The organism is Acinetobacter sp. YH12155, assembly GCF_013418255.1.
GTDB classification, from domain to species: domain Bacteria; phylum Pseudomonadota; class Gammaproteobacteria; order Pseudomonadales; family Moraxellaceae; genus Acinetobacter; species Acinetobacter indicus.
Genome location: NZ_VPCK01000023.1, coordinates 1 through 21,146 on the forward strand (window position 1 = coordinate 1; position 21,146 = coordinate 21,146).

Sequence of the window (21,146 nt, forward strand, 5' to 3'; positions counted from 1 at the left end):
CTCATGAAATACGGTATTCTGATGTGACAAAACCTGAATCCTGGTCGTTAAAGTGTTTGTTTGCACTCATATTTTAACTGTTAGGACTCAGGTTTTTTTATTTAAAGCAAACTATGGGACAGCAGTGCGCCTAAGGCGCCTTTTTTATATAATATAAAAACTTGGATGGTTTTAAAGTTTACAAAGCTTATGCAAAAAATATCCATGAATTGTGGGTGAATATTTTGCAATTTAGATGATTATCCCTCATATTGTGATCATGGGTGAACTCACAAGAATTTAGGAATAAATAAACGTATGTATGTTCCATCAATTGATAACGCATTGGTTCCAGTAGTCGTTGAGCAATCATCTCGTGGTGAGCGTTCTTTTGATATTTATTCACGTCTTTTGCGTGAACGGGTGATTTTTTTAACGGGTGAGGTTGAAGACAACATGGCCAACTTGATTGTGGCGCAAATGTTGTTTTTAGAGGCAGAGAACCCAGATAAGGATATTCATTTATACATTAACTCGCCAGGCGGCTCAGTTACTGCCGGTATGGCGATTTATGACACCATGCAGTTTATCAAGCCAGATGTGGTGACTTACTGTATGGGTCAGGCAGCGTCCATGGGTGCATTCCTGCTGAATGCCGGTGCCAAAGGCAAACGTTACTGCCTGGAAAATGCCCGGGTCATGATTCACCAGCCTTTAGGCGGTTTCCGTGGTCAGGCTTCTGATATTGAAATTCATGCGCGTGAAATCCTGTTCATTAAAGAGCGCTTGAACCGTTTGATGGCAGAGCACAGTGGCCAGGACTATGAAAAAGTGGCCAAAGATACCGACCGTGATAACTTTATGACTGCACAGCAGGCCAAAGAATACGGTTTAGTGGACGAAGTGTTATCTAAGCGTCCATAAGTTTTAAAGATTTAAATTGGAGAGAATATGTCCGAACATCCTCAAGGACAAAAACATTGTTCATTTTGCGGTAAAACGCAGTCTGAAGTCGGGAAGCTGATTGCAGGCGAGGACGCATATATCTGTAATGAATGTGTGGACGTATGCCTGGATCTGGTTCAGACCAGTCAACAAGTTGAGTCGAGTGACTGGGCCGCCCGTCCGTTGCCAAAACCGCATGAAATTCGCGCTGCACTGGATCAATATGTGATTGGTCAGGACCTGGCGAAAAAGACCTTATCGGTGGCAGTTTACAACCACTATAAACGTCTGAAAGTGACGCATAACGGTCAAAAAACCAATGATGCAGTCGAAATTGCCAAAAGTAATATCCTGCTGGTGGGTCCAACTGGTTCAGGTAAAACCTTATTGGCCCAGACTTTAGCGCGTTTGCTGGATGTTCCGTTTGCCATGGCCGATGCCACCACCTTAACCGAAGCTGGTTATGTGGGTGAAGATGTTGAAAACATCGTGCAAAAGCTACTGCAAAAAGCCGATTACGATGTCGAAAAGGCGCAAAAGGGCATTATCTATATCGATGAAATCGACAAGATTACCCGTAAGTCTGAAAACCCGTCGATTACCCGTGATGTATCGGGCGAGGGTGTGCAGCAGGCCTTGCTGAAAATGATTGAAGGCACAGTGGCGTCTATTCCGCCGCAGGGTGGCCGCAAGCATCCGCAGCAGGAATTTATCCAGATTGATACTTCCAACATCCTGTTTATCTGTGGTGGTGCATTCTCGGGTCTAGAGAAAATTGTGCAGCAACGTCAGGAAAAAGGTGGTATTGGCTTTACCGCTGAAGTACGTAACAAGGATGAAAGTAAAAAGCTGTCTGAACTGTTCCGTCAGGTTGAAGCAACAGATTTGGTGAAATTCGGTTTAATTCCGGAATTTATTGGCCGTTTGCCAGTCATTGCAACGCTGGATGAGCTGGATGAAGAAGCATTAATGCAGATTCTGACCGAGCCGAAGAATGCCTTGACGCGTCAATACGAATATCTGTTCGAGATGGAAAATGTCGACCTGATCTTTGATGATGCTGCATTACGTGCAGTGGCGAAAAAAGCCTTGGAACGTAATACAGGTGCGCGTGGTCTGCGTTCAATTCTGGAAAACGCCTTGCTTGAAATCATGTATGACTTGCCAAGTCGTAGTGATGTAGGCACGGTCATCATCACTGAAGCGGTGATTAATGGTCAGGCCAAGCCGGAATTAAAACCGGAACGTCAAAGCAAAGAAGTTGCGGTAGAACAGCCGAAAGCCGATTTAAAAGTCGTGAATTCAAAAACGGCTTAAGACGCTATTCGTCAGAAACGTGCGGGAATCAACGGTTTTCGCACGTTTTTTATTTGAAAAAATAAGACAGAGTGCTAATCTCTGCATCAGGGCCTGGATGCCAAACCCAATAAAAATATTGAAAAAGTGTTAAGTGTAAAAATAAAAACGAAGGAATGAGGGATGTTCATGCGTGCTATATCAATCGTATTTCTGGCTGTCGCATTGGCTGGCTGTCATGGGAAGTCGTCAACCGAGGCGCAGCTGCCGCCCACCTCTACGTTAAAAGCTATTGATCAGAACGAAAAGCCGAGTTTGCTGGAACAGTACCGTTTTGGCATGTTTACCATTGGCGGTTGGGTCAATCAGAAATTGGGCCAGCGCTTTCAGGCCATTCAGCCGCAGCATGATCAGGCCGCCGTGGTGTATTTATATCGCCCGGATTCACGCTGGAACCGTCAGGAAATTGTGGCCTCCAGCCTGTTTATCAATAGTGAACGCATTCCAAGCCTGCTGCATAATCATTATTACTGGATTGAATTGCCAGCCGGGGATTATCGTTTATCTACCAGTCGTCCTCTAGGTGTGCAACATTTTCAAAAGCCAAAGTATCTGGATTTTTCCGTTGAAGCAGGCAAGTCCTATTTTATTAAATATGATGAAGAAAATAGTAGTACCCGCCGCACGGTTTCTGGCCCCTTAATTATGATGCCGGAAACAGTAGGCCTTAATGAAATTGCTTTTACTCAATTGAAATCGCATAGTTATAATTTTGTAGCTGAAGACCAGAGCACCGGTAAAATTCGCTCCAAGGCACAAAAAATCAAACATGCTGATTATGACCCGGCCAGCGATGTGCAGTTGACCAAGCCATTTAAATTGTGGGACCCACGCACCTGGTAAAAATGCTTGAATCGAGAAATAAAAAAAAGCACCCAGATTTGGGTGCTTTTTTAATCGCTTCAACAGCGTTAATTAGCCAGCAGCGGCATCAACCACTGGAATCTTGCCAATTTTAGCTTGCCAGATTTTTGGTGCAGTCGCGTGTACAGAAGTACCGTTTACGTCAACTGCGACAGATACAGGCATGTCTTTTACTACAAACTTGTAGATCGCTTCCATACCCAAGTCTTCAAAAGCAACTACTTCAGCTTCGCGGATTGCTTTAGATACCAGGTACGCAGCACCACCGACAGCCATCAGGTACGTTGCTTTGTTGTCTTTAATCGCTTCAATAGCCGCAGGACCACGGTCTGCTTTACCAATCATGCCATAAAGACCAGTCGCTTCTAACACTTGACGTGTGAACTTGTCCATACGAGTCGCCGTTGTTGGACCTGCAGGGCCAACCACTTCATCACCGACTGGATCAACAGGACCTACGTAGTAGATGAACTTGCCTTTTAAATCAACCGGTAATTCTTCACCGTTGTTGAGCATGTCAACCATACGTTTGTGTGCAGCATCACGGCCGGTATAGATGGTCCCGTTCAGCAGCAGTGTGTCGCCTGGCTGCCACGAGTTCATTTCTTCTTGGGTGATGTTGTCGAGGTCAACACGTTTAGATGAAGATGAGTCCCAAGTAACTTCAGGATAATCTTCAAGACGTGGTGCCTGAATATGGGCAACACCTGAACCATCTAAAGTGAAGTGTGCGTGACGCGTTGCAGCACAGTTTGGAATCATACCGACTGGTTTGCCCGCAGCGTGACAAGGGTAATCTTTAATCTTGATGTCAAGTACAGTGGTTAAACCGCCCAGACCTTGTGCACCAATACCCAGCGCGTTTACTTTTTCGAAGATTTCAATACGAAGTTCTTCAAGTTTATTTTGTGGACCACGACGAAGCAGTTCGTCCATGTTGATCTCTTCCATGAGTGCTTCTTTGGCAAGCATCATGGCTTTTTCAGCAGTACCACCGATTCCGATACCGAGCATACCTGGTGGACACCAGCCTGCACCCATGGTTGGAACAGTTTTCAGTACCCAGTCTACGATAGAGTCAGATGGGTTAAGCATTGCCAGTTTAGATTTGTTTTCTGAACCGCCACCTTTGGCTGCAACAGTAATGTCGACTTTGTTGCCTGGAACCAGTTTGTGGTAGATCACCGCAGGGGTGTTGTCTTTGGTGTTCTTACGACCAAATGCAGGGTCAGCAAGTACAGATGCACGAAGGACGTTTGAGTTTTCTAGGTAACCTTGACGCACACCTTCATTAATCGCGTCGTCTAAGCTCATTGTTAAATCAAATTTAACATCCATGCCCACTTCAACGAATACGTTGACGATACCGGTATCTTGACAGATTGGGCGGTGACCCTCTGCACACATACGAGAGTTAATTAAGATTTGTGCAATCGCATCTTTTGCAGCTTTGTTTTCTTCACGGTCATACGCACGGCTCATCGCTTGGATGAAATCTTGTGGGTGATAGTAAGAAATGAACTGAAGCGCATCTTTAACCGATGTGATCAAGTCATCTTGCTTGATAATAGTTGTCATATCAAAATTCTCTTGAGCGGGCTGATAGCTAGCGGGCTAAATTATAAGACAAAATGACGGCATTGTGGGCGTTTTAGAAGCGGATTGGCCGAAAGTTTATAGTGATGCTTTTACACGGGATTTTGGGTGATTTTTACTGTATTTGGCAGGAGGTTTTGTCATATTTGAGCTGAAATAAATGTCATATTACAGCTTAAATTTAGATGAAATTTTATTAAGTTATTGAATTTTAATTATTTAATAAAATTTAAATATTTCAGTTTTGTCATATAATTGTCATAAAACTTTCGCATAATTGTCACATCCAAAAACGAGACCTTAAAGATGACAACAGGTATTTTGATGGTTGCGGGCTTTTGTGTATATATCGCTGCAACTTGGATGTATGGCCAAAAAGAAGATCAAGCTTAAGCTTTATCTTCTTTTTTTATGTCTTTAGTATTGATCATAAAAATAATCGAATATTTAAAATCACAAAAAATTAATTTTTAAGATTTAATTTCATTTTCACAAATATATTCAATCATGCCGGAATCGTTTTTCTCCAGTTTAAAGCTTTCTGGATTGGCCATTTCCCAAACCATGCTGCCATTTTGGTAACGGCTTAAGCGTGAAATGTATTCACGGTTTGAAGCGCAGTCCAAAATGAAATCTGAGCGTAATTCATTATATTTGAGTGTACCTTCTGTTTTGCTGCTGTTAAATTTTTGTGCCACAACGACATGGTGATATTGCCCTTGTTTCTTAATGCTATCTAAATCAATTTGGAAGGTGATTCCATTATTTCTCAGCATAGTTTTAAAGTTTTCTGCGTATACACTTTGGATCGTAATGATACTCATGAGTATAAGAAGTATTTTTTTCATTTTTTATTTTCATCCTAATTTAAAAAGACTTTTTTGATAAAATTTTCTGTTTGTATTTTATTTTGACGGTAGTCTGAAATACCTTTGGCAGAAAAAATTGCATAATCACATCTGACGATCGGTGCAACATTTGGCTTTGTAGGGTTGGTTTTGCAGTTAATCGGTGAGACAGCTTGATCGACTCGATATTCATGGTCAAAATTGACTTGAAGATATATTTCACCATTATCTTTATAGATTTGGACTGAACCAAATTGATGCCCAAGTTTTTGTGCTAATTGTTCAGCTTTGAGCTTCGACTTAAATTCAATACGATCATAATATCCGAAGGTGGATTTCAAAAGGTTTTGATCCAGTACGCCAACGGAGCTATAGACATTAGGAACCTCAATTTTTGAGAGTGCAAAACTTTGCTGATGCTGGTCGACGTTAATACCTTCAAAATTAATCTGATAGGCTGAACCCATATCTTTGACATGCGTTTTTAAGGTGACTTCACTGCATGAGTTGGAGACAGAAGAAGGCTGTCTTCGATCTTCAGCAAAAGTACTGTTACAAATACGCAGCTTTGTCGTGGTATCAGAGAGTGATCTTAAAGATGAATAATAACGTTTCCAAATATGATCAAAATATTGACTACGCGCTAAACTAGAAAAGTAGTTTTGGTTTGACACCAATCCCTTAAAACGTGTGGTTTCATTGACACTACTTTTTGGCACAATAATACTAAAACGATTTTTTGCGCCATTTAATGGGTCACTTTTGGTAGATTGACCTGAATAGCTTAAAACTTTTTGATAAAGATTATTTTGTTCGCCTGTCACTTGGCAGCCTGTGAGTAACAACAGACTTGATGTGATGATTAAAATTTTCTTATTCATGATCATTACTCAAATACATAACTGACATCGACAGATAAAATTGGCGTTAAGCTTTGAATAATGCGTTGATTTTGATGATCAAAATAGACTTTCCAAGGATTGGCAATATTTTGACATTCAAATAAACCATAATATTTTTGTAAGTTTGGTGTATCTAAAATTTCTGCCCCACGATATGGATATAAAGATTTAGGATGTTGTTCAATTTGAACGAGTTGTCCCAAGTCCTTTTCACAATATTGTTGAGCGCGTTCATACATCACCACACCAGCTTTGTATGAAACATTATTCAATGTAATTTGACGTGGACTTTTAAATTTATCGTGAAAATACTCTTGAACTGTTGGATATTGAACAAAAATGTTTTCATTTAGGTCGCTCGACGAATTCCATTTGTCAATGGCTTTGGTGAGCCAGCCAGCTTGAGTAAAGGTGCTGGTCAAGGTGAAACAGCCAAGTAGCATGAGTTGACGAATCATGTCTTATTTCCTCTAAAAAATGAGCTAGAAATTATTTTATTTTTAAAGTTTTAGCTAAAAATTACTTTATATATCAATGAGTTGTATACATAAAATAACGAATCTAAAAGATACAGTAAACATAGTTCAGATACAAATAGACCATTCAATTTTTACATCATTGAATGGTCTGATTTGAATATCAGGCAGATATTTGATTAGCTCGACTGCTGTTCAGCCTGAATTGCAGTTAGAGCAATGGTAAACACAATATCATCGACCAATGCACCGCGTGACAGGTCATTCACTGGCTTGTTCAAACCTTGCAACATTGGGCCAACGCTCACCACATTGGCAGAACGTTGTACTGCTTTATAAGTGGTATTACCCGTGTTCAGGTCAGGGAAAATAAACACATTGGCACGACCAGCCACCTGAGAGTTTGGCGCTTTAGAGCGACCAACACTTTCAACCGATGCAGCATCGTATTGCAGCGGGCCATCAATCAGCAGGTCTGGACGGCGCTGTCTGGCAATTTCAGTCGCTTGCGCTACTTTTTCTACATCGGCACCGGCACCTGAAGTTCCAGTTGAGTAAGAGATCATGGCAATACGCGGGTCAATACCAAAGGCTTTGGCCGAGTCAGCAGATTGAATGGCAATTTCAGCCAGTTGTTCTGCATCCGGGTCCGGGTTAATCGCACAGTCACCATACACATAAACTTCATCTGGCAGCAGCATAAAGAATACTGAAGATACCAGTGAATATTCAGGTGCAGTTTTAATCAGCTGGAAGGCCGGACGTACGGTATTGGCCGTGGTATGTACTGCACCTGAAACTAAGCCATCAACCTGATCCAGTGCCAGCATCATGGTACCTAAAACCACCGTATCCTGAAGCTGTTCGCGTGCCTGTAATTCGTTAAGTTTGCCTTTACGCAGCTCAACCATTTTCTCGACATAGTTTTCGCGAATCAGATCCGGATCAATAATTTCTAAGTCATGCGGCAATTCAATACCACGGGCTTTGGCCACTTCAACTACGGCTTCAGGTTTGGCCAGCAAGATACAGTGCGCAATACCACGCGATTGGCAGATGGCCGCAGCCTGAACTGTACGTGGCTCATCACCCTCAGGTAAAACAATGCGTTTTTTCGCTGCAATTGATTTTTGTACCAGCTCATGACGGAAGGCAGAAGGCGATAAACGTGGGCTATGCGCACCGCTAATCAACGAGTTTAACCATTCCGGATCAATATGGCTGGACACAAAACGGGTCACCTGTTCGGCACGTTCAATATCATCGACCGGAATTTCGTTACCGAAAGTCGAGAGCTGTTGCGCAGTTTCAAAGGTGGTTAAAGGGGTATGTAATACTGGCAAACCTTGCTTGATGGCAGTTTGACAGAAATTTAAGGCCTGTTCATTCGGTTGATGCTGCTCGGTTAAGACTAAGCCTGCTAAAGGAATACCGTTGCTGTTTGCCAGACTGCTGGCCAGTAGTACATCGGTACGGTCAGCTGCGGTAATAATCAGTTCACCGGCCACGAATTTGTGCAGTTCATGCTCGATATTCGAAGTAATCAGGCTGCTATGTAACACACGACGTGTATTGGCTTCGCCCTCATGAATCCACTGGGCAGAAATATGCGCTGCTAGATCAGACAGGCGCGGCACGCTCAGGGTATTACTAAATGGTACCAAACCAATCACTGGCAGTTTTTCTGTGCCAATGTAGCTATAAGTTTGCTGAATGCTGGCCACAAACTTGCTGGTATCTGACAGTAAACGCAGGTTTGGATCAATCGTCACAGGAATTTGCGCAGAATCTTCTGGCAAACCTTTGGTACGCATAAACAGCACACCGCGTAAACGGTTCGATTCTGCACCACCGAAGTTACGAATCTGGTGTTCAATTCGTTCAGCAGAGCGAAGCGGATTGTTGATGTCGGCACCGCTGACAATCACTACCTGTGCATCTAGGGCTTGAGCCAGCAGGGCATTCAGGTCATCTGCGAAGCTGTCACGGAAATTCGGTAACAGGCCTTCGACAATAATCAGGTCATGCTGTTTGGCCACTTGGCGGTGTAAGCGAACCGCTTCTTCCAGCAATTCATCTTGCTGGTCATGGCTTAGTTGATGCACCACCTGTGCATAAGGAATGGGTTGAACCGTTTTGGTTTTAGAGACATGCTCAAACAGCGCTGTCGTCCGTTCGTTTTCAGGCTGTAATTCTTGAGAGAAAGGTTTGACGAAACCGGGTTTAATGCCCTGGCATTCCAAAGCATACACCAGACCTAAACATGCAGATGTTAGACCAACACCTTCTCCAGTCGGGACAAGTAGAATTGTTTTCATAAGGTATTATTCAAATCAGCCAAAAGTAAACAGGGTAAAACTGCGATTGCTTAAGCAATCGCAGTTTCTAATTCAGACTTTTTTGCCGGAGTTGCTCCCAACTCAGACTCCACCACCGCGCTGGTTTCTTTGGCGATACGGCCTTCTTCATCGGTTGGAACCACCCAGATTTGTGGACCAGTACCGTTATCGATACGACCTTCGGTGCCACGTTTCAGGCTGTCATTCTTCTCTTTGCTAAAGTTAAAGCCGAAGTGTGGTAAGTAAGACAGAGTTTTTTCACGGATATAAGCCGAGTTTTCACCAATACCACCTGTGAAGAACAGGCCATCTAGACGCGGTAAGCCACAGCTTAATGCTGCTAAAGATTTCGCTAAACGGTAGCAGAACACTTCAATGGCCAGAGCTGCATCTTCATTGCCTTGTTCAGAGGCTTCAATCAGGGTGCGCATATCGTTAGAGAGGCCAGATAAACCGAGTAGACCGCTTTGGCTGTTCAGCATCTTGTCAATTTTGTAGATATCCCAACCTAGGTTGCTGGCCAGGAAAGTGTGTAAAGATGGATCAACATCACCACTACGGGTACCCATCACCAGACCTTCAAGTGGGGTGAGGCCCATAGAGGTATCTACACTTTCACCGTTCCAGATGGCACAGGTCGAGCTACCATTGCCGAGGTGCGCTGTTAACCAGCCGCCTTGTTTCAGGCTGCCGGCCAGTTCTGAACCACGTTCAGAAACATAGGCATGGCTGGTGCCGTGGAAGCCGTAACGACGTACGTTATGATCGGTGTACAGGAATTTAGGCAGGGCATAACGGTAAGCATGTGCCGGCATGGTTTGATGGAAAGCTGTGTCGAATACTGCGACTTGTGGCAAATCTGGGAATAAACGTTTAGTCGCTTCGATCCCGATCAGGTGAGCCGGATTGTGTAAAGGCGCAAGTGGAGTTGCTTCGCGAATTTTTTCAATAATTTCGTCAGTAATCAGTTCAGCTTTGGTCAGACTGCCGCCATGTACCACGCGGTGACCAATGGCATCCGGCTTGTAGTTCGCCAAACGCTCTAAACCTACTTCTAATGCTTTTTTATGATCTGCAAAAGGAATATGAATATCGACGGGTTCATTGCCGACAGTCACACCTTTAATACGGGCATTTTCTGTGCCTAAGTTCTCAGCTAAGCCGTGAATACGGAAATTCTGTTCTTCAAGCAATAGGGCAAACTTGATTGAAGAAGAGCCACAATTAATAACTAATACTGATTTAGACACGTTGTTTTACCCGAATTCTAATTGAAATATTTGTATCCCGTATTGATCTGCACCTGTTCCAACACGGTGCAATCTTGATCAATAACTAATTTTTATCATGGGATGGGTATCGCTTCTAGATAGACTTTAGGAGATTAGACTTAAGCACTATCGACCCTTTCGGAAATAATAACTAAAATTTATCGGTTGATAGATTTCATTTATTAATAAAATAGTAGTCATGTCCAGTCGCGTTGTTCTTCTCTTTACCATAACACGCCTTGAATCAAAGCATGTGACAGAACTGTTTGAAAATATTTCTTATTCCTTCATATTTAAGGTTTCTGATACTTCATTTCCGACCAGCGCACAATCACATAGGCAAATAGCGCCACCATAAAAAATACCAGCATCATCCAGGCCAAGCCTTGCAGGGTTTCAATTAAGGTGCGGTAAATTTCCAGAAACCAGCGTTCCTGCGTCAGTTCAATAATAATTTTCTGGTCGTTTTCGCTATAGGTGAGCGGGGTAATGTATTTTTCCATGTCATAAATCCGGATTCCGGAGGATGTTCCAACCACCATGCCGGCAAATTTGGTATATCTGGCCCAGGCTTCATGAATCGGATCATGAATAATACGCGCCAGAATACGGTTAATGGAACTGGAAAAAATACGCATCACCACAAATGACACCAGCAGTGCCAGAACAAATGTGGTCACAATTAAATAATAGAACATTGTCCACCTCTTATTCTCATTCTTAAGACAGTGTACGGTGGAATAGACAGGGAAAACAGCAGAAAAATGTTCAGCCTCCGCAAAGGCTGAACATTCATATCTTTAGAAAAGCGAGTTATTGGCGAATCTGGCCATCTCCAAACACCACCCATTTTTGCGAGGTCAGACCTTCAAGACCGACTGGGCCGCGGGTGTGGATTTTATCGGTAGAAATACCAATTTCCGCCCCTAAACCGTATTCAAAGCCATCGGCAAAGCGGGTAGAGGCGTTAATCATCACTGAACTGGAATCAACACGGGCCATGAACTGACGTGCCAGACTGAAGTTTTCAGTAATAATGGCATCGGTATGATGCGAGCCATATTTATTGATATGGGTAATCGCTTCATCCAGACCCGACACCACTTTAATGGCCAGAACCGGACCAAGATATTCGGTATACCAGTCGCCTTCGGTAGCCGTTTTAACGCTATCGCCTAAAATGCGCTGGGTTTCGGCGCAGCCACGGAGCTCGACCTGTTTTTCTGCATACAGCTCGGCAATACGCGGTAAAAACTCATCTGCAATGGCTTCATCCACCAACAGGGTTTCCATGGCATTACAGACGCCATAACGATGGGTTTTGGCATTCAGGGCAATCGGCAGGGCTTTTTGCAAGTCGGCCTGTGCTTCGACAAAGACATGACAGTTACCATCCAGATGTTTAATTACCGGAATACGGGCTTCATTGGTGATGCGCTCGATTAAGCCTTTACCGCCACGTGGCACAATCACATCGACATATTCTGACATGGTAATTAACTGGCCTACAGCAGCACGATCTGGGGTATTGATGACCTGTACCGCCGTTTCTGGCAAGCCTGCAGTTTTCAGACCGTGCTGAATGGCTTCGGCAATGGCTTTATTCGATTCCAGCGCTTCTGAACCGCCACGTAAAATAATGGCATTGCCTGATTTTAGCGCCAGCGAAGCTGCTTCTAAGGTCACGTTCGGACGTGATTCATAAATCATGCCGACCACGCCCAAAGGTACTCGCATTTTGCCAATCTGGATGCCCGACGGACGATAGGCCATATCGGTAATTTCACCAATTGGGTCAAGCAGGCCAATCACATCTTTCAGGCCCTGTAACATGCCTTTAAAGCGCGGGGGAGTCAGTTCTAAGCGATCAAGCAGGGCGCTATCCAGATTGTTGTTGCGACCTTTGGTCATATCAACCTGGTTGGCAGCTAAAATTGCTGTTTCACTGTTTTCAAGTGCAGTGTAAATAGCAGATAAAGCATGGTTTTTTGTTTGGGTAGAAGCACTTGCCAGAACTGCGGAAGCTTGGCGCGCTTGTTGTCCTACCGTTTGCATATATTGTTCAATAGACTCGTGCATAGCGGTTTGATCACTTAGAAATTTCTCCTCGATATTAACAGTCTAGGTCGGGACAATGAAGCAGTTTGATGGAATTTTCCGCAGGAAAGCCGGAAAAGCGCTAAACATTTTGAAATTGTTTCCTGTTTAAAAGCAGACAAGTGGTTGCAGAAGAGGTTGCGTGTCAAAACGACACCTGTATAGAATGAAACACGATGGACATTGAAGTCATACAAATAACAATGAAAGAGCAGGATGCGATTTTTGCTCAATTTTAGAAATCATCTCTTGCACAATAAAAATAAGCGCGAGAATGGAGGAAAGGAATATGAATTCCATTATCCAAATGGACTCGGAAGTCGGGCAGTCAAGTGCTCACTTTGGTTTTTTTGATCTTTACGATAAGCACAGTTTCAAACAGCCAGCGCGTACAACCTGGATTGACGGTTGGAAGATTGAATACATGGCGATTGCTCGCCCAGACACCTTGCACATGACGCCGATGGTGATTATCGGGGGCGCTTTTCAGAATTTTAACTCCTATAAATACTGTGTTGAACAACTGTTTGATGCCGGCCCGATTATTCTGATTGACTTACCTTCCATGGGCGCCAACCAGCAAATCAGCAATGTCGATACTGGCATATCTGCCGGTACGCTGGAGCTGGAAGATCTGGCAGCCATGCTCGGTCGCTGGCTGGATATTGTTGGCTTGAGTCAGGTCGCGGTATTGGGCATGTCCCTCGGTTCTGTGGTGGCATCCTGCCTGGCACATCAGCGTCCGGAACTGATAGACCGCATGATTCTGATGGGTGTCATGCAAAAGACCCGGAAAAGCTGGCGTATGCTGCTGGAAGAATCGCTGCATTTAATGAAAGAGCAGCGCATGGATGAGTTTGGTCAGGCGGTGATTTTATATCTGGTCAATCATGCCAAGCTGGAAGCGACCCGCATGTCGCCAACCGCCAAGCGGCTGTTCTTCCGGCAAATGGCTGAGTTCACCGCCACCGAGCAGGAACGCTATGATATCAATTGTAATCGTCTGCTGCGTCTGACCCATGTTCCAATTCCGCAGTGCAAGGTGCTGGTGGCCTGTGGTCAGTATGACAGTTTTACCTTGCCACATGAAAATGCCAATTTTGCCCTGCAATGTCCGGACATGGAATTTGCCATGATTGCCAATGCCGACCATGTACCGCAGTTGCAGCGCCGTAAAGAAACCATGCGCCTGTTTGCCACCTTTTTAAGAGATGAGCCGATTCAGTCGTTAGAAGGTATTATCCCCATGACCCGTGCCCAGCTCTTGAACATGGAGCGCCGTGGAGAAGAACGCATTGCTGTACAACAGCCATTTAGTCAGTTAACGCACCGTCATTCCGATTTAAGCTTTGCCACGGAAATTGTCGATCTGAACTTTTTTGGCGTATTGCTACGTTTTGAAGACGGACAGGCAGAACGGGCTGCGCAGTATGAGCGTGATTTGGCCCTGACACTCCAAGATGAAGAGGGTAGTTTCCAGATTGAGTGCCTGATTTTTGAAGTGCAGGATCAGCAGATTCGCGCTTTATTAAAACATGGCAGCTTTGATATTGCCGAGCGTTTGCTGCGTTATATCCAGCGTCAAAAAGGTTGTCTGGCAGCAATTGCCTAAATTGAGGTGTCTAAAAATAAAACAGCGCAAAGGCGCTGTTTTTTTATGGGCTGATGAGGCTCAGAACTCTCTTTTAGGCACTGGGCTGTTTATGGCAGGCGTGCAGCACCCAGACAATATCACCCAAATGTTCTTCAGGGGCGGGCAGGTCCGGAGTGTGGAAATAGTGCTGCGGCTGCAGCATATCGACCCGCTCAAAACCGCTGGCTTTAACAAAGTCACTGACTTCACCCGGACTTTGAAAATGAAAACTAAAGGCGCTGCGAGACATGACTTTCAGTAATTTACTGCTGGTCCACATAAAGCTGGCCAGTTTGTTTTTCACCGGTTCAGGATAAATATCACTCAAGTAATGCAGTTCCTGAAAATGTTGTCCATATTGATAAATCCCATGCAGCAGTTTGCTGAGCATCGGCTTGTCGAAATAATTGATTAAGCCTTCACTAATAATTACCAGCGGTTGCTGCGGGTCAAAATGCTGAAAAATCTGGGCAAATTCTTCACTGAAAATATCGGCACTCAAGACTTCCGGTGCCTGCTGGTCCAGTTGTTGCAAGGCGGCGGTTTTCACCTTGGCCATATCCGGTAAATCCAGCTCGCGGTAATTCAGTTCCGGATATTTCTGGCGGAAATTCCAGCTCCGTGGGGACAGGCCGCAGGCAATTTCCAGCACCTGGGTACGAGGATTGCGGGCAATCAGCTCGGTCAGTTGCTGGTCAATAATGGTGTGGCGTTCTTTCAGGGTGGTGCGCATACTGCCACCGACATATTTTTCGGCCCAGCTTTCCAGCGGATGGACCAATTTGGCCAGAAACTTGCCTTTTGAAGTAGCAAATACCGGATGCGAGATGCCCATTTGAAACCAGATATAGCCGGTATAGTGGGCAGTAAAGGATATATGGCGATGTTCGGAAAGCGGTTGGCTCATGCAAGGTCCTCTATTCTTTTTATTTATTCGGGGTGGATTTATGTATTTGCATCATAAAGAAAAAGGAACAGCTTGTCCTGTTCCTTTGTCGGTATTACTGGCCGCTGTCTTTAAAGCGGACAATACGGTCGCGTACTGCTTGCCATTCCGGGCCGAGCTCGAGTACATCACCGATCTGAATTTCTGGAATCTGGCCACGCATACGGGCTAAACGGGCCTGATTTGGTAACGGTAAATCCTGAATGCCGTCCAGTGCCAGACAGGCGGCGGCACGGTCATTACAGACCAGTCCCATATCACAACCGGCGTTTAAGGCCGCTTGAATGCGGGCATCGGCACCACCTGCCACACAGGCGGCCTGCATGCTTAAATCATCCGAGAACAGCACGCCATCAAAATTCAGCTGTTGACGTAGCACGGTCTGAATCCAGTACGGAGAGAAACCGGCCGGGTTCGGATCGACCTGATCATAAATTACATGCGCAGGCATTAGGGCATCCAGTTGGGCTTGCAGCTGGATAAAGCTTTGCATGTCTTTTTGCTGAATCTCTGCATAAGAACGTGAATCAATCGCAGCGGCCACATGCGAATCGGCCTTGACCGAGCCATGACCGGGGAAATGCTTGCCGGTGGTGGCCATACCAGCGCGCTGCATGCCGCTTAAGAAGGCGCGTGCCAGTACGATAATATCGTCCATATTGCGGGCAAAACTGCGGTCGCCAATGACATCGCTGATGTCATTTAAATCCAGCACCGGGGCAAAACTGAAATCAATACCGACCGCTAATACTTCGGTGGCCATCAGCCAGCCGCACTGTTCAGCCAGCTCGACCGCCCGTTCCGGCTGCTGCTGATACAGCTCGCCAAAACGGCCCATGGCCGGCAGTAGGGTGAAACCCTGTTTTAAACGCTGCACCCGGCCGCCTTCCTGATCGACTGCAATTAAAATATCCGGACGTACCTGACGCATATGATCGGTCAGGGCGCGTACCTGCCGCGGTGATTCGATATTTCGACCAAATAAAATGACGCCACCGACTTGCGGAGCTTGTAAGAGTTGAATATCTTCTTGAGTAAGTGCTGTGCCAGCGATGTCGAGCATCAATGCGCCAATCATATCGGTTCCGGATTCAAATTTTTATCGAAAAACAATACCTGAATTCTGCAATGATTTGCTACATTTTGTCAGCACAGAATATGATAAAACTACACGACATAAACAGATTAAGTTGTTTAAGATTTTGAATCTGCTTGATTCGTCGCTAAGCAACCTTGTACTACTGGTCGAAAACCAAGGAAATACACATTATTTATGAAACTTCAAACGATAGCTTGTGCAGTTGCCGTGGCAACTGGGGGATTCTTCTTTAGTCACGCAATCAACGAAGCCATTGCTGCCAATAATACTGCTGCTGTTTCCAATACCATTGTTCCAACCCGGGAACAGGCCTTGGTGTCACGCCAGTTAGCGACCTTGGTTGACCGTCAGCATTACCTGAACCAGCGTTTAGACAGCAACACCTCCAATCGCATTTTTGATTTTTACATCGATAGTCTGGACCCGGAACACACCTTGTTCCTGGCCAATGAAGTCGAACAGTATAAGAAAAAATATGGTGCCAATTTTGGAGCCGCCTTAAAAGCCGGTGATTTATCGGGCCCATATCAGATTCATGCGCATTATCGTGAACGCATGCAGGCCTTCTATCAGTTTATGCTGGCCGAGCTGAAAAAACCGCAGAATTTAAAACAGCCGAATGTCACGATTGAGCTGGATCGTGAAAAAGCGCCGTTCTTTAAGACCCAGGCCGAGCAGCGTGCCCACTGGCAAAAAATGCTGGTGTCCCAGCTGATTAACCTGACCATCAGCAAAGAAGAAGAGCAGGCCAAACAAAAAGCCCTCAAGGAAAATCCAGAACTGGCCAATGGGCAAGATTTATCCGGCCCGGAAGATATGACGCCGGTGGAAACCCTGACCAAGCGTTATACTCGTCAGCTGGAACGCATGAGCCGTCTGAAAAGCGACGATGTGCTGGACAAAACCTTAAATGCGATGATGCTGACCTATGATCCGCACAGCAACTATTTCCCGCCTGTTGATGCAATGGAGCTGAACCGTCAGACCACCTTGCAGCTGGAAGGGATTGGGGTGTCGATTCGTCCGGATCGCAGCAATGAAGATTACACCAAGATTGAAACCATTGTTGAAGGCGGACCGGCGAGTAAATCTGGTCAGGTCAAATCTGGCGACCGGATTATTGGTGTCGGTCAGGATGGCGAGAAAATTGTGGATGTGATTGGCTGGCCAAGCAATGAAGTGGTCGGTCTGATTCGCGGTAAACGTGGCACCAAAGTGACCTTGCGTTTACTCGGTCCGGGTGCCTCGATGAGTCAGGCACGTACCGTGACGTTGGTACGTGACATTATTCAGGAAGAAGATGCCGGGGTGCGTAACCGAACCGTGCAAATTCAACGTGATGGCAAAACCTATACCTATGGCGTGATTGAAATTCCATCATTTTATCTGAACTATCGGGCGCGCCGTGCCGGAGTGGAATACCGTTCGGTATCGGAAGACACCAACAATGCCTTGAAAACGCTGGCTGCCAAAAATGTCGACGGGATTATTGTCGATTTACGCAATAACCCGGGCGGCTCACTTGAAGAGGTGGCACGTATGCTGGGTCAGGTGATTAAATCGGGTCCGGTAGTACAAATCCGTGATGGCAATGGCAACGTGAGCGTGTTTGAAGACAATGATGGCGGTGAACAGACCTATGCTGGCCCGCTAGCAGTCCTGATTAACCTGGCCTCGGCTTCTGCCAGCGAGATTTATTCAGCCGCGATTCAGGATTATGAGCGCGGTATTGTGATTGGTAGCACAACCACCGGTAAAGGGACAGCACAGGTACAATTGGACACTCTGGCCTATGGTCAGGCCACGCTTACCCAGCGTAAGTTCTACCGGATTACCGGCGGCAGTACCCAGAACAAAGGGGTGATTCCGGACATTAAACTGGTAGATATCTACAATGAAGAATTTGGTGAGCGTAAGGCCAAGAATGCGCTGAAGTGGGACACCATTGCCACCGCACCATTTAAACGTGAGGGTGTGGTGCAGTCTTATGTGCCGCAACTGGCCAAATCTTCGCAGACCCGGGTCAGTATTGATCCGCAGTTCAAGTATCTGACTGAGCGTAAAAATATTGCCAAACAGGCAGAAGAGGGCAAAACGGCGGTGCTGGATTTAGATCAGCGCCGTGCCGAGCTGATTGAGCTGGAGCGTAAAACCTTAGCCGCTGAAAACGTACGTCGTCAGGCGACCGGTTTGGCGCCGTATCCAAACTGGGAAAGCTATCAGGCCTCACTGGAAGCGCAAGCCGAGTCACGGGCCAAAATGAAAGCCAACCAGCGTCCACCGCTGCCGGAAGAAGAAGTCTTTGTGAGCGAGGCGGCCAACGTGTTACTGGATTATAGTCAGTTACAATCAGGTACAGCCAAATAAGACCTTGGATGTGAGAAAAAGGCCGGTAGATGTACTGGCCTTTTTTGATGCTTTTGAGTTGAATGACTCAAAAGGCAGATGAGCTGGTAAATCAACGTGAAAAATGATGGCTTTCGGGGCGGAAAAACCGCATTTAGGCTTGACCTCAATGCGATAGTATAAGATTCTAGTTTGAGTTTTAATTCCTTGTTTTATTTTTATCTTTTAAAGCGGCAAATTCATGAGTATTTAGCGTTGAGTATAGTAACAACAAAAAAATAACCTATACGGAAGCTTTTTATGGTTCATATTCACTATGACTTTAGCCTGGTGGTAGGTTCAATTGCGGTTGCAATTCTGGCCAGTTATCTGGCTATCTCAACCCAGCAGTTCCTGCTCGGGGGAATCCGCCAGAAATCTGAAAAAGCCATGCTCTTGCTCAGTGGCCTATGCTTTGGCGTTGCTATTTGGGGCATGCATTTTGTCGGGATGCTGGCTTGCCAGTTACCAGCCAATTACGCATTTAATCTGCCGCTAAGCATTTTTTCTGGCGTTATTGCCTTTATTGCTTCCACCTTTGCCATCTGGCTGACCACCAAACCCACCCTGCCTTTTGCCCGTCTGGTGATTGGGGCAGTGTTAATGGGGCTCGGAATTTCCGGCATGCACTATACTGGTATGCTAGGCATGGTCGTAGAGAATCATCGGACCTACTATGATCCGCTACTGGTGGTGTTTTCGGTGCTCATTGCCATTAGTGGTTCCGGCCTGACCTTCTGGCTGGCGTTTCGCTTTAAAAATGCCTTGCTTTACCATCGTCACTATAAGGTGATGATTGCCATTATGATGTCGCTGGCTATTGTCGGGATGCATTATACCGGCATGGCCTCGGTGTCTTACTATCCGATTGATACGGAACGTCTGGGTGCGATCTATAAAACCGGCAATGGCATCTTGCTGTTTACCGTGATTTTTGTGACCAGTCTGGTGATCGTTGCCGCCTTTAGTGTGGCCGTGCTGGAGCAGCGTCTGGAAGAGCGTAACCGCCAGTTGTCGCTGGTCAACCGCGAGCTGGCCAATCAGGCGGTGCAGGACAATCTGACCAAATTACCCAACCGTTTATATCTCGCTGAATATGCGCATTTGTTGTTTAGCGCCCAGCGCATCAATCAGCAGAATGTCGCGTTTTTATATATTGATCTGGACCGTTTTAAGGCGGTGAATGATGTATTTGGCCATCATGTTGGTGATCAGTTGCTGATTCAGCTGACCACACGACTGCATCAGCAGCTGAAATCACAGGAAAAATTATTAAGAATTGGCGGTGATGAGTTCTTGCTGGTGTTGGAGCAGGCCACGGTTGAGGATGCGATTCAGGCGGCAGAAAATGTGCTGCACAGTGTACAGGAGAGTTTCCTGATTGCCGGCAAGAGCATTAATATCTCGGCCAGTATTGGTATTGCGATGTACCCGGAGCACGGTAACAACCTGCAAGATGTACTGATGAATGCCGATGCCGCCATGCTGACCTCAAAATATCAGGGCCGTAACACTTATTCGGTGTTTAATTACAGCATTGACCAGCAGGAAACCAAAAGCCAGACCAAGCTGTTAAATGATTTATATAAAGCTGTCGATGAACAGCAGTTTATTCTGTTTTACCAGCCCAAATTTACCACCAGCACCCAGCAGATTTGTGGCGTTGAAGCATTAATTCGCTGGATGCATCCGGTGCATGGTCTGCTGACCCCGAATATGTTTATTAAAGGTGCGGAGAAGTCCGGCCTGATTATCCAGATGGGCTATTGGGCCCTCGAGCAGGCCTGCAAACAGATTCAGCAATGGGAACAGCAGGGACTGAACCTGTTTCCATTGGCAGTCAATCTGTCGGCGGTGCAGTTCGAGCATAAACATTTGTTTAGTACCTTGGAAACCTTATTCTGCCGTTATGCGATTGACCCGAGTCATCTCATGATTGAAATTACCGAAACCACTGCCATGCATCATGTGGAATCGAGTATTCGCAGTTTTAGGCGCTTAAGAGAAATGGGCGTGAAACTGGCGATTGATGATTTTGGCACGGGCCATTCCAGTTTCCTGTATTTAAAAGACCTGCCGGTGGATGAGCTAAAAATTGACCGCGCATTTATTAAAGACCTGTATCGCGATTCCAAAGAAGAAATGATTCTGGAAAGTATTATCCAGCTGGCGACCAAACTGGGATTGACGGTTACCGCAGAAGGGGTGGAAACGCCATTACAGGCCGAAATTCTGGCGCGTTTGGGTTGTCAGCAATTACAAGGTTATTTGCTGTCGATGCCGGTTGAGGTCGAGCGTTTGGAAGACTTGCCGCAAGTACAAAATGAAATTATCGGGTCTGATTAAGGTACTGTTTTTAGATAGCCAGATGTTTAAAAAATCACGGTCGATGTTGCAAGAAAAAATGGTT

The 21,146-nt window shown here is 45.5% G+C and carries 16 protein-coding genes; 6 read left to right on the forward strand and 10 right to left on the reverse strand.

What is annotated here, in order from left to right; genetic code table 11:
- Nucleotides 1-297 precede the first annotated feature (297 nt).
- The 3 genes from clpP to FTU86_RS12100 all read left to right on the forward strand — a co-directional run bounded on the left by clpP (nt 298) and on the right by FTU86_RS12100 (nt 3,123).
- Nucleotides 298-903, forward strand: a complete 606-nt coding sequence (gene clpP, locus FTU86_RS12090; RefSeq protein WP_005180162.1) for an ATP-dependent Clp endopeptidase proteolytic subunit ClpP — start codon at nt 298-300, stop codon at nt 901-903.
- Nucleotides 904-930: 27 nt separating this feature from the next.
- Nucleotides 931-2,241 (forward strand): ATP-dependent protease ATP-binding subunit ClpX, encoded by a 1,311-nt coding sequence (gene clpX / locus FTU86_RS12095; RefSeq protein WP_168414298.1) that lies wholly within the window; start codon nt 931-933, stop codon nt 2,239-2,241.
- Between the two features lie 168 nt (nt 2,242-2,409).
- Nucleotides 2,410-3,123 carry a DUF2846 domain-containing protein gene (locus FTU86_RS12100; protein WP_005180158.1) on the forward strand — a complete coding sequence of 238 codons (714 nt, stop codon included), beginning with the start codon at nt 2,410-2,412 and terminating at the stop codon, nt 3,121-3,123.
- 72 nt (nt 3,124-3,195) lie between these two features.
- On the opposite strand, the gene FTU86_RS12105 is transcribed toward FTU86_RS12100, so the two are convergent.
- From FTU86_RS12105 to FTU86_RS12140, 8 genes are all read right to left on the reverse strand, one after another.
- Nucleotides 3,196-4,722, reverse strand: a complete 1,527-nt coding sequence (locus FTU86_RS12105; RefSeq protein WP_005180157.1) for a fumarate hydratase — start codon at nt 4,720-4,722, stop codon at nt 3,196-3,198.
- A 488-nt stretch (nt 4,723-5,210) separates the two neighbouring features.
- Nucleotides 5,211-5,588, reverse strand: coding sequence for a surface-adhesin E family protein (locus FTU86_RS12110; protein WP_143217961.1), 378 nt, complete (start codon nt 5,586-5,588; stop codon nt 5,211-5,213).
- A gap of 14 nt (nt 5,589-5,602) precedes the next feature.
- Nucleotides 5,603-6,469: a hypothetical protein gene (locus FTU86_RS12115; protein ID WP_163145419.1), complete on the reverse strand. Its 867-nt coding sequence runs from the start codon at nt 6,467-6,469 to the stop codon at nt 5,603-5,605.
- A gap of 5 nt (nt 6,470-6,474) precedes the next feature.
- A complete protein-coding gene (locus tag FTU86_RS12120; protein WP_075167434.1) occupies nt 6,475-6,948 on the reverse strand; it encodes a hypothetical protein in 474 nt (157 codons plus the stop codon).
- Between the two features lie 197 nt (nt 6,949-7,145).
- A complete protein-coding gene (pta, locus tag FTU86_RS12125) occupies nt 7,146-9,284 on the reverse strand; it encodes a phosphate acetyltransferase (RefSeq protein ID WP_168396421.1) in 2,139 nt (712 codons plus the stop codon).
- A 50-nt stretch (nt 9,285-9,334) separates the two neighbouring features.
- Nucleotides 9,335-10,555 carry an acetate/propionate family kinase gene (locus FTU86_RS12130; RefSeq protein ID WP_180006602.1) on the reverse strand — a complete coding sequence of 407 codons (1,221 nt, stop codon included), beginning with the start codon at nt 10,553-10,555 and terminating at the stop codon, nt 9,335-9,337.
- A 314-nt stretch (nt 10,556-10,869) separates the two neighbouring features.
- Entirely contained in the window at nt 10,870-11,274 is a 405-nt protein-coding gene (locus FTU86_RS12135) for a hypothetical protein (protein WP_005180148.1), read from the reverse strand.
- A gap of 115 nt (nt 11,275-11,389) precedes the next feature.
- Nucleotides 11,390-12,655, reverse strand: a complete 1,266-nt coding sequence (locus FTU86_RS12140) for a glutamate-5-semialdehyde dehydrogenase (RefSeq protein ID WP_005180146.1) — start codon at nt 12,653-12,655, stop codon at nt 11,390-11,392.
- Nucleotides 12,656-12,962: 307 nt separating this feature from the next.
- Between FTU86_RS12140 and FTU86_RS12145 the strand changes: the two genes are divergently transcribed.
- On the forward strand, nt 12,963-14,285 hold the full coding sequence (locus FTU86_RS12145; protein ID WP_180048543.1) for an alpha/beta fold hydrolase: 1,323 nt from the start codon (nt 12,963-12,965) through the stop codon (nt 14,283-14,285).
- Between the two features lie 73 nt (nt 14,286-14,358).
- On the opposite strand, the gene FTU86_RS12150 is transcribed toward FTU86_RS12145, so the two are convergent.
- A complete protein-coding gene (locus FTU86_RS12150) occupies nt 14,359-15,213 on the reverse strand; it encodes a class I SAM-dependent methyltransferase (RefSeq protein WP_180048544.1) in 855 nt (284 codons plus the stop codon).
- Nucleotides 15,214-15,307: 94 nt separating this feature from the next.
- Nucleotides 15,308-16,330 (reverse strand): beta-N-acetylhexosaminidase, encoded by a 1,023-nt coding sequence (gene nagZ / locus FTU86_RS12155; RefSeq protein ID WP_180048545.1) that lies wholly within the window; start codon nt 16,328-16,330, stop codon nt 15,308-15,310.
- 195 nt (nt 16,331-16,525) lie between these two features.
- On the opposite strand from nagZ, the gene FTU86_RS12160 reads away from it, so the two are divergent.
- Nucleotides 16,526-18,718: a carboxy terminal-processing peptidase gene (locus FTU86_RS12160; RefSeq protein ID WP_180048546.1), complete on the forward strand. Its 2,193-nt coding sequence runs from the start codon at nt 16,526-16,528 to the stop codon at nt 18,716-18,718.
- Between the two features lie 279 nt (nt 18,719-18,997).
- Entirely contained in the window at nt 18,998-21,082 is a 2,085-nt protein-coding gene (locus FTU86_RS12165) for a bifunctional diguanylate cyclase/phosphodiesterase (RefSeq protein ID WP_180048547.1), read from the forward strand.
- The last annotated feature ends 64 nt before the right edge of the window (nt 21,083-21,146 follow it).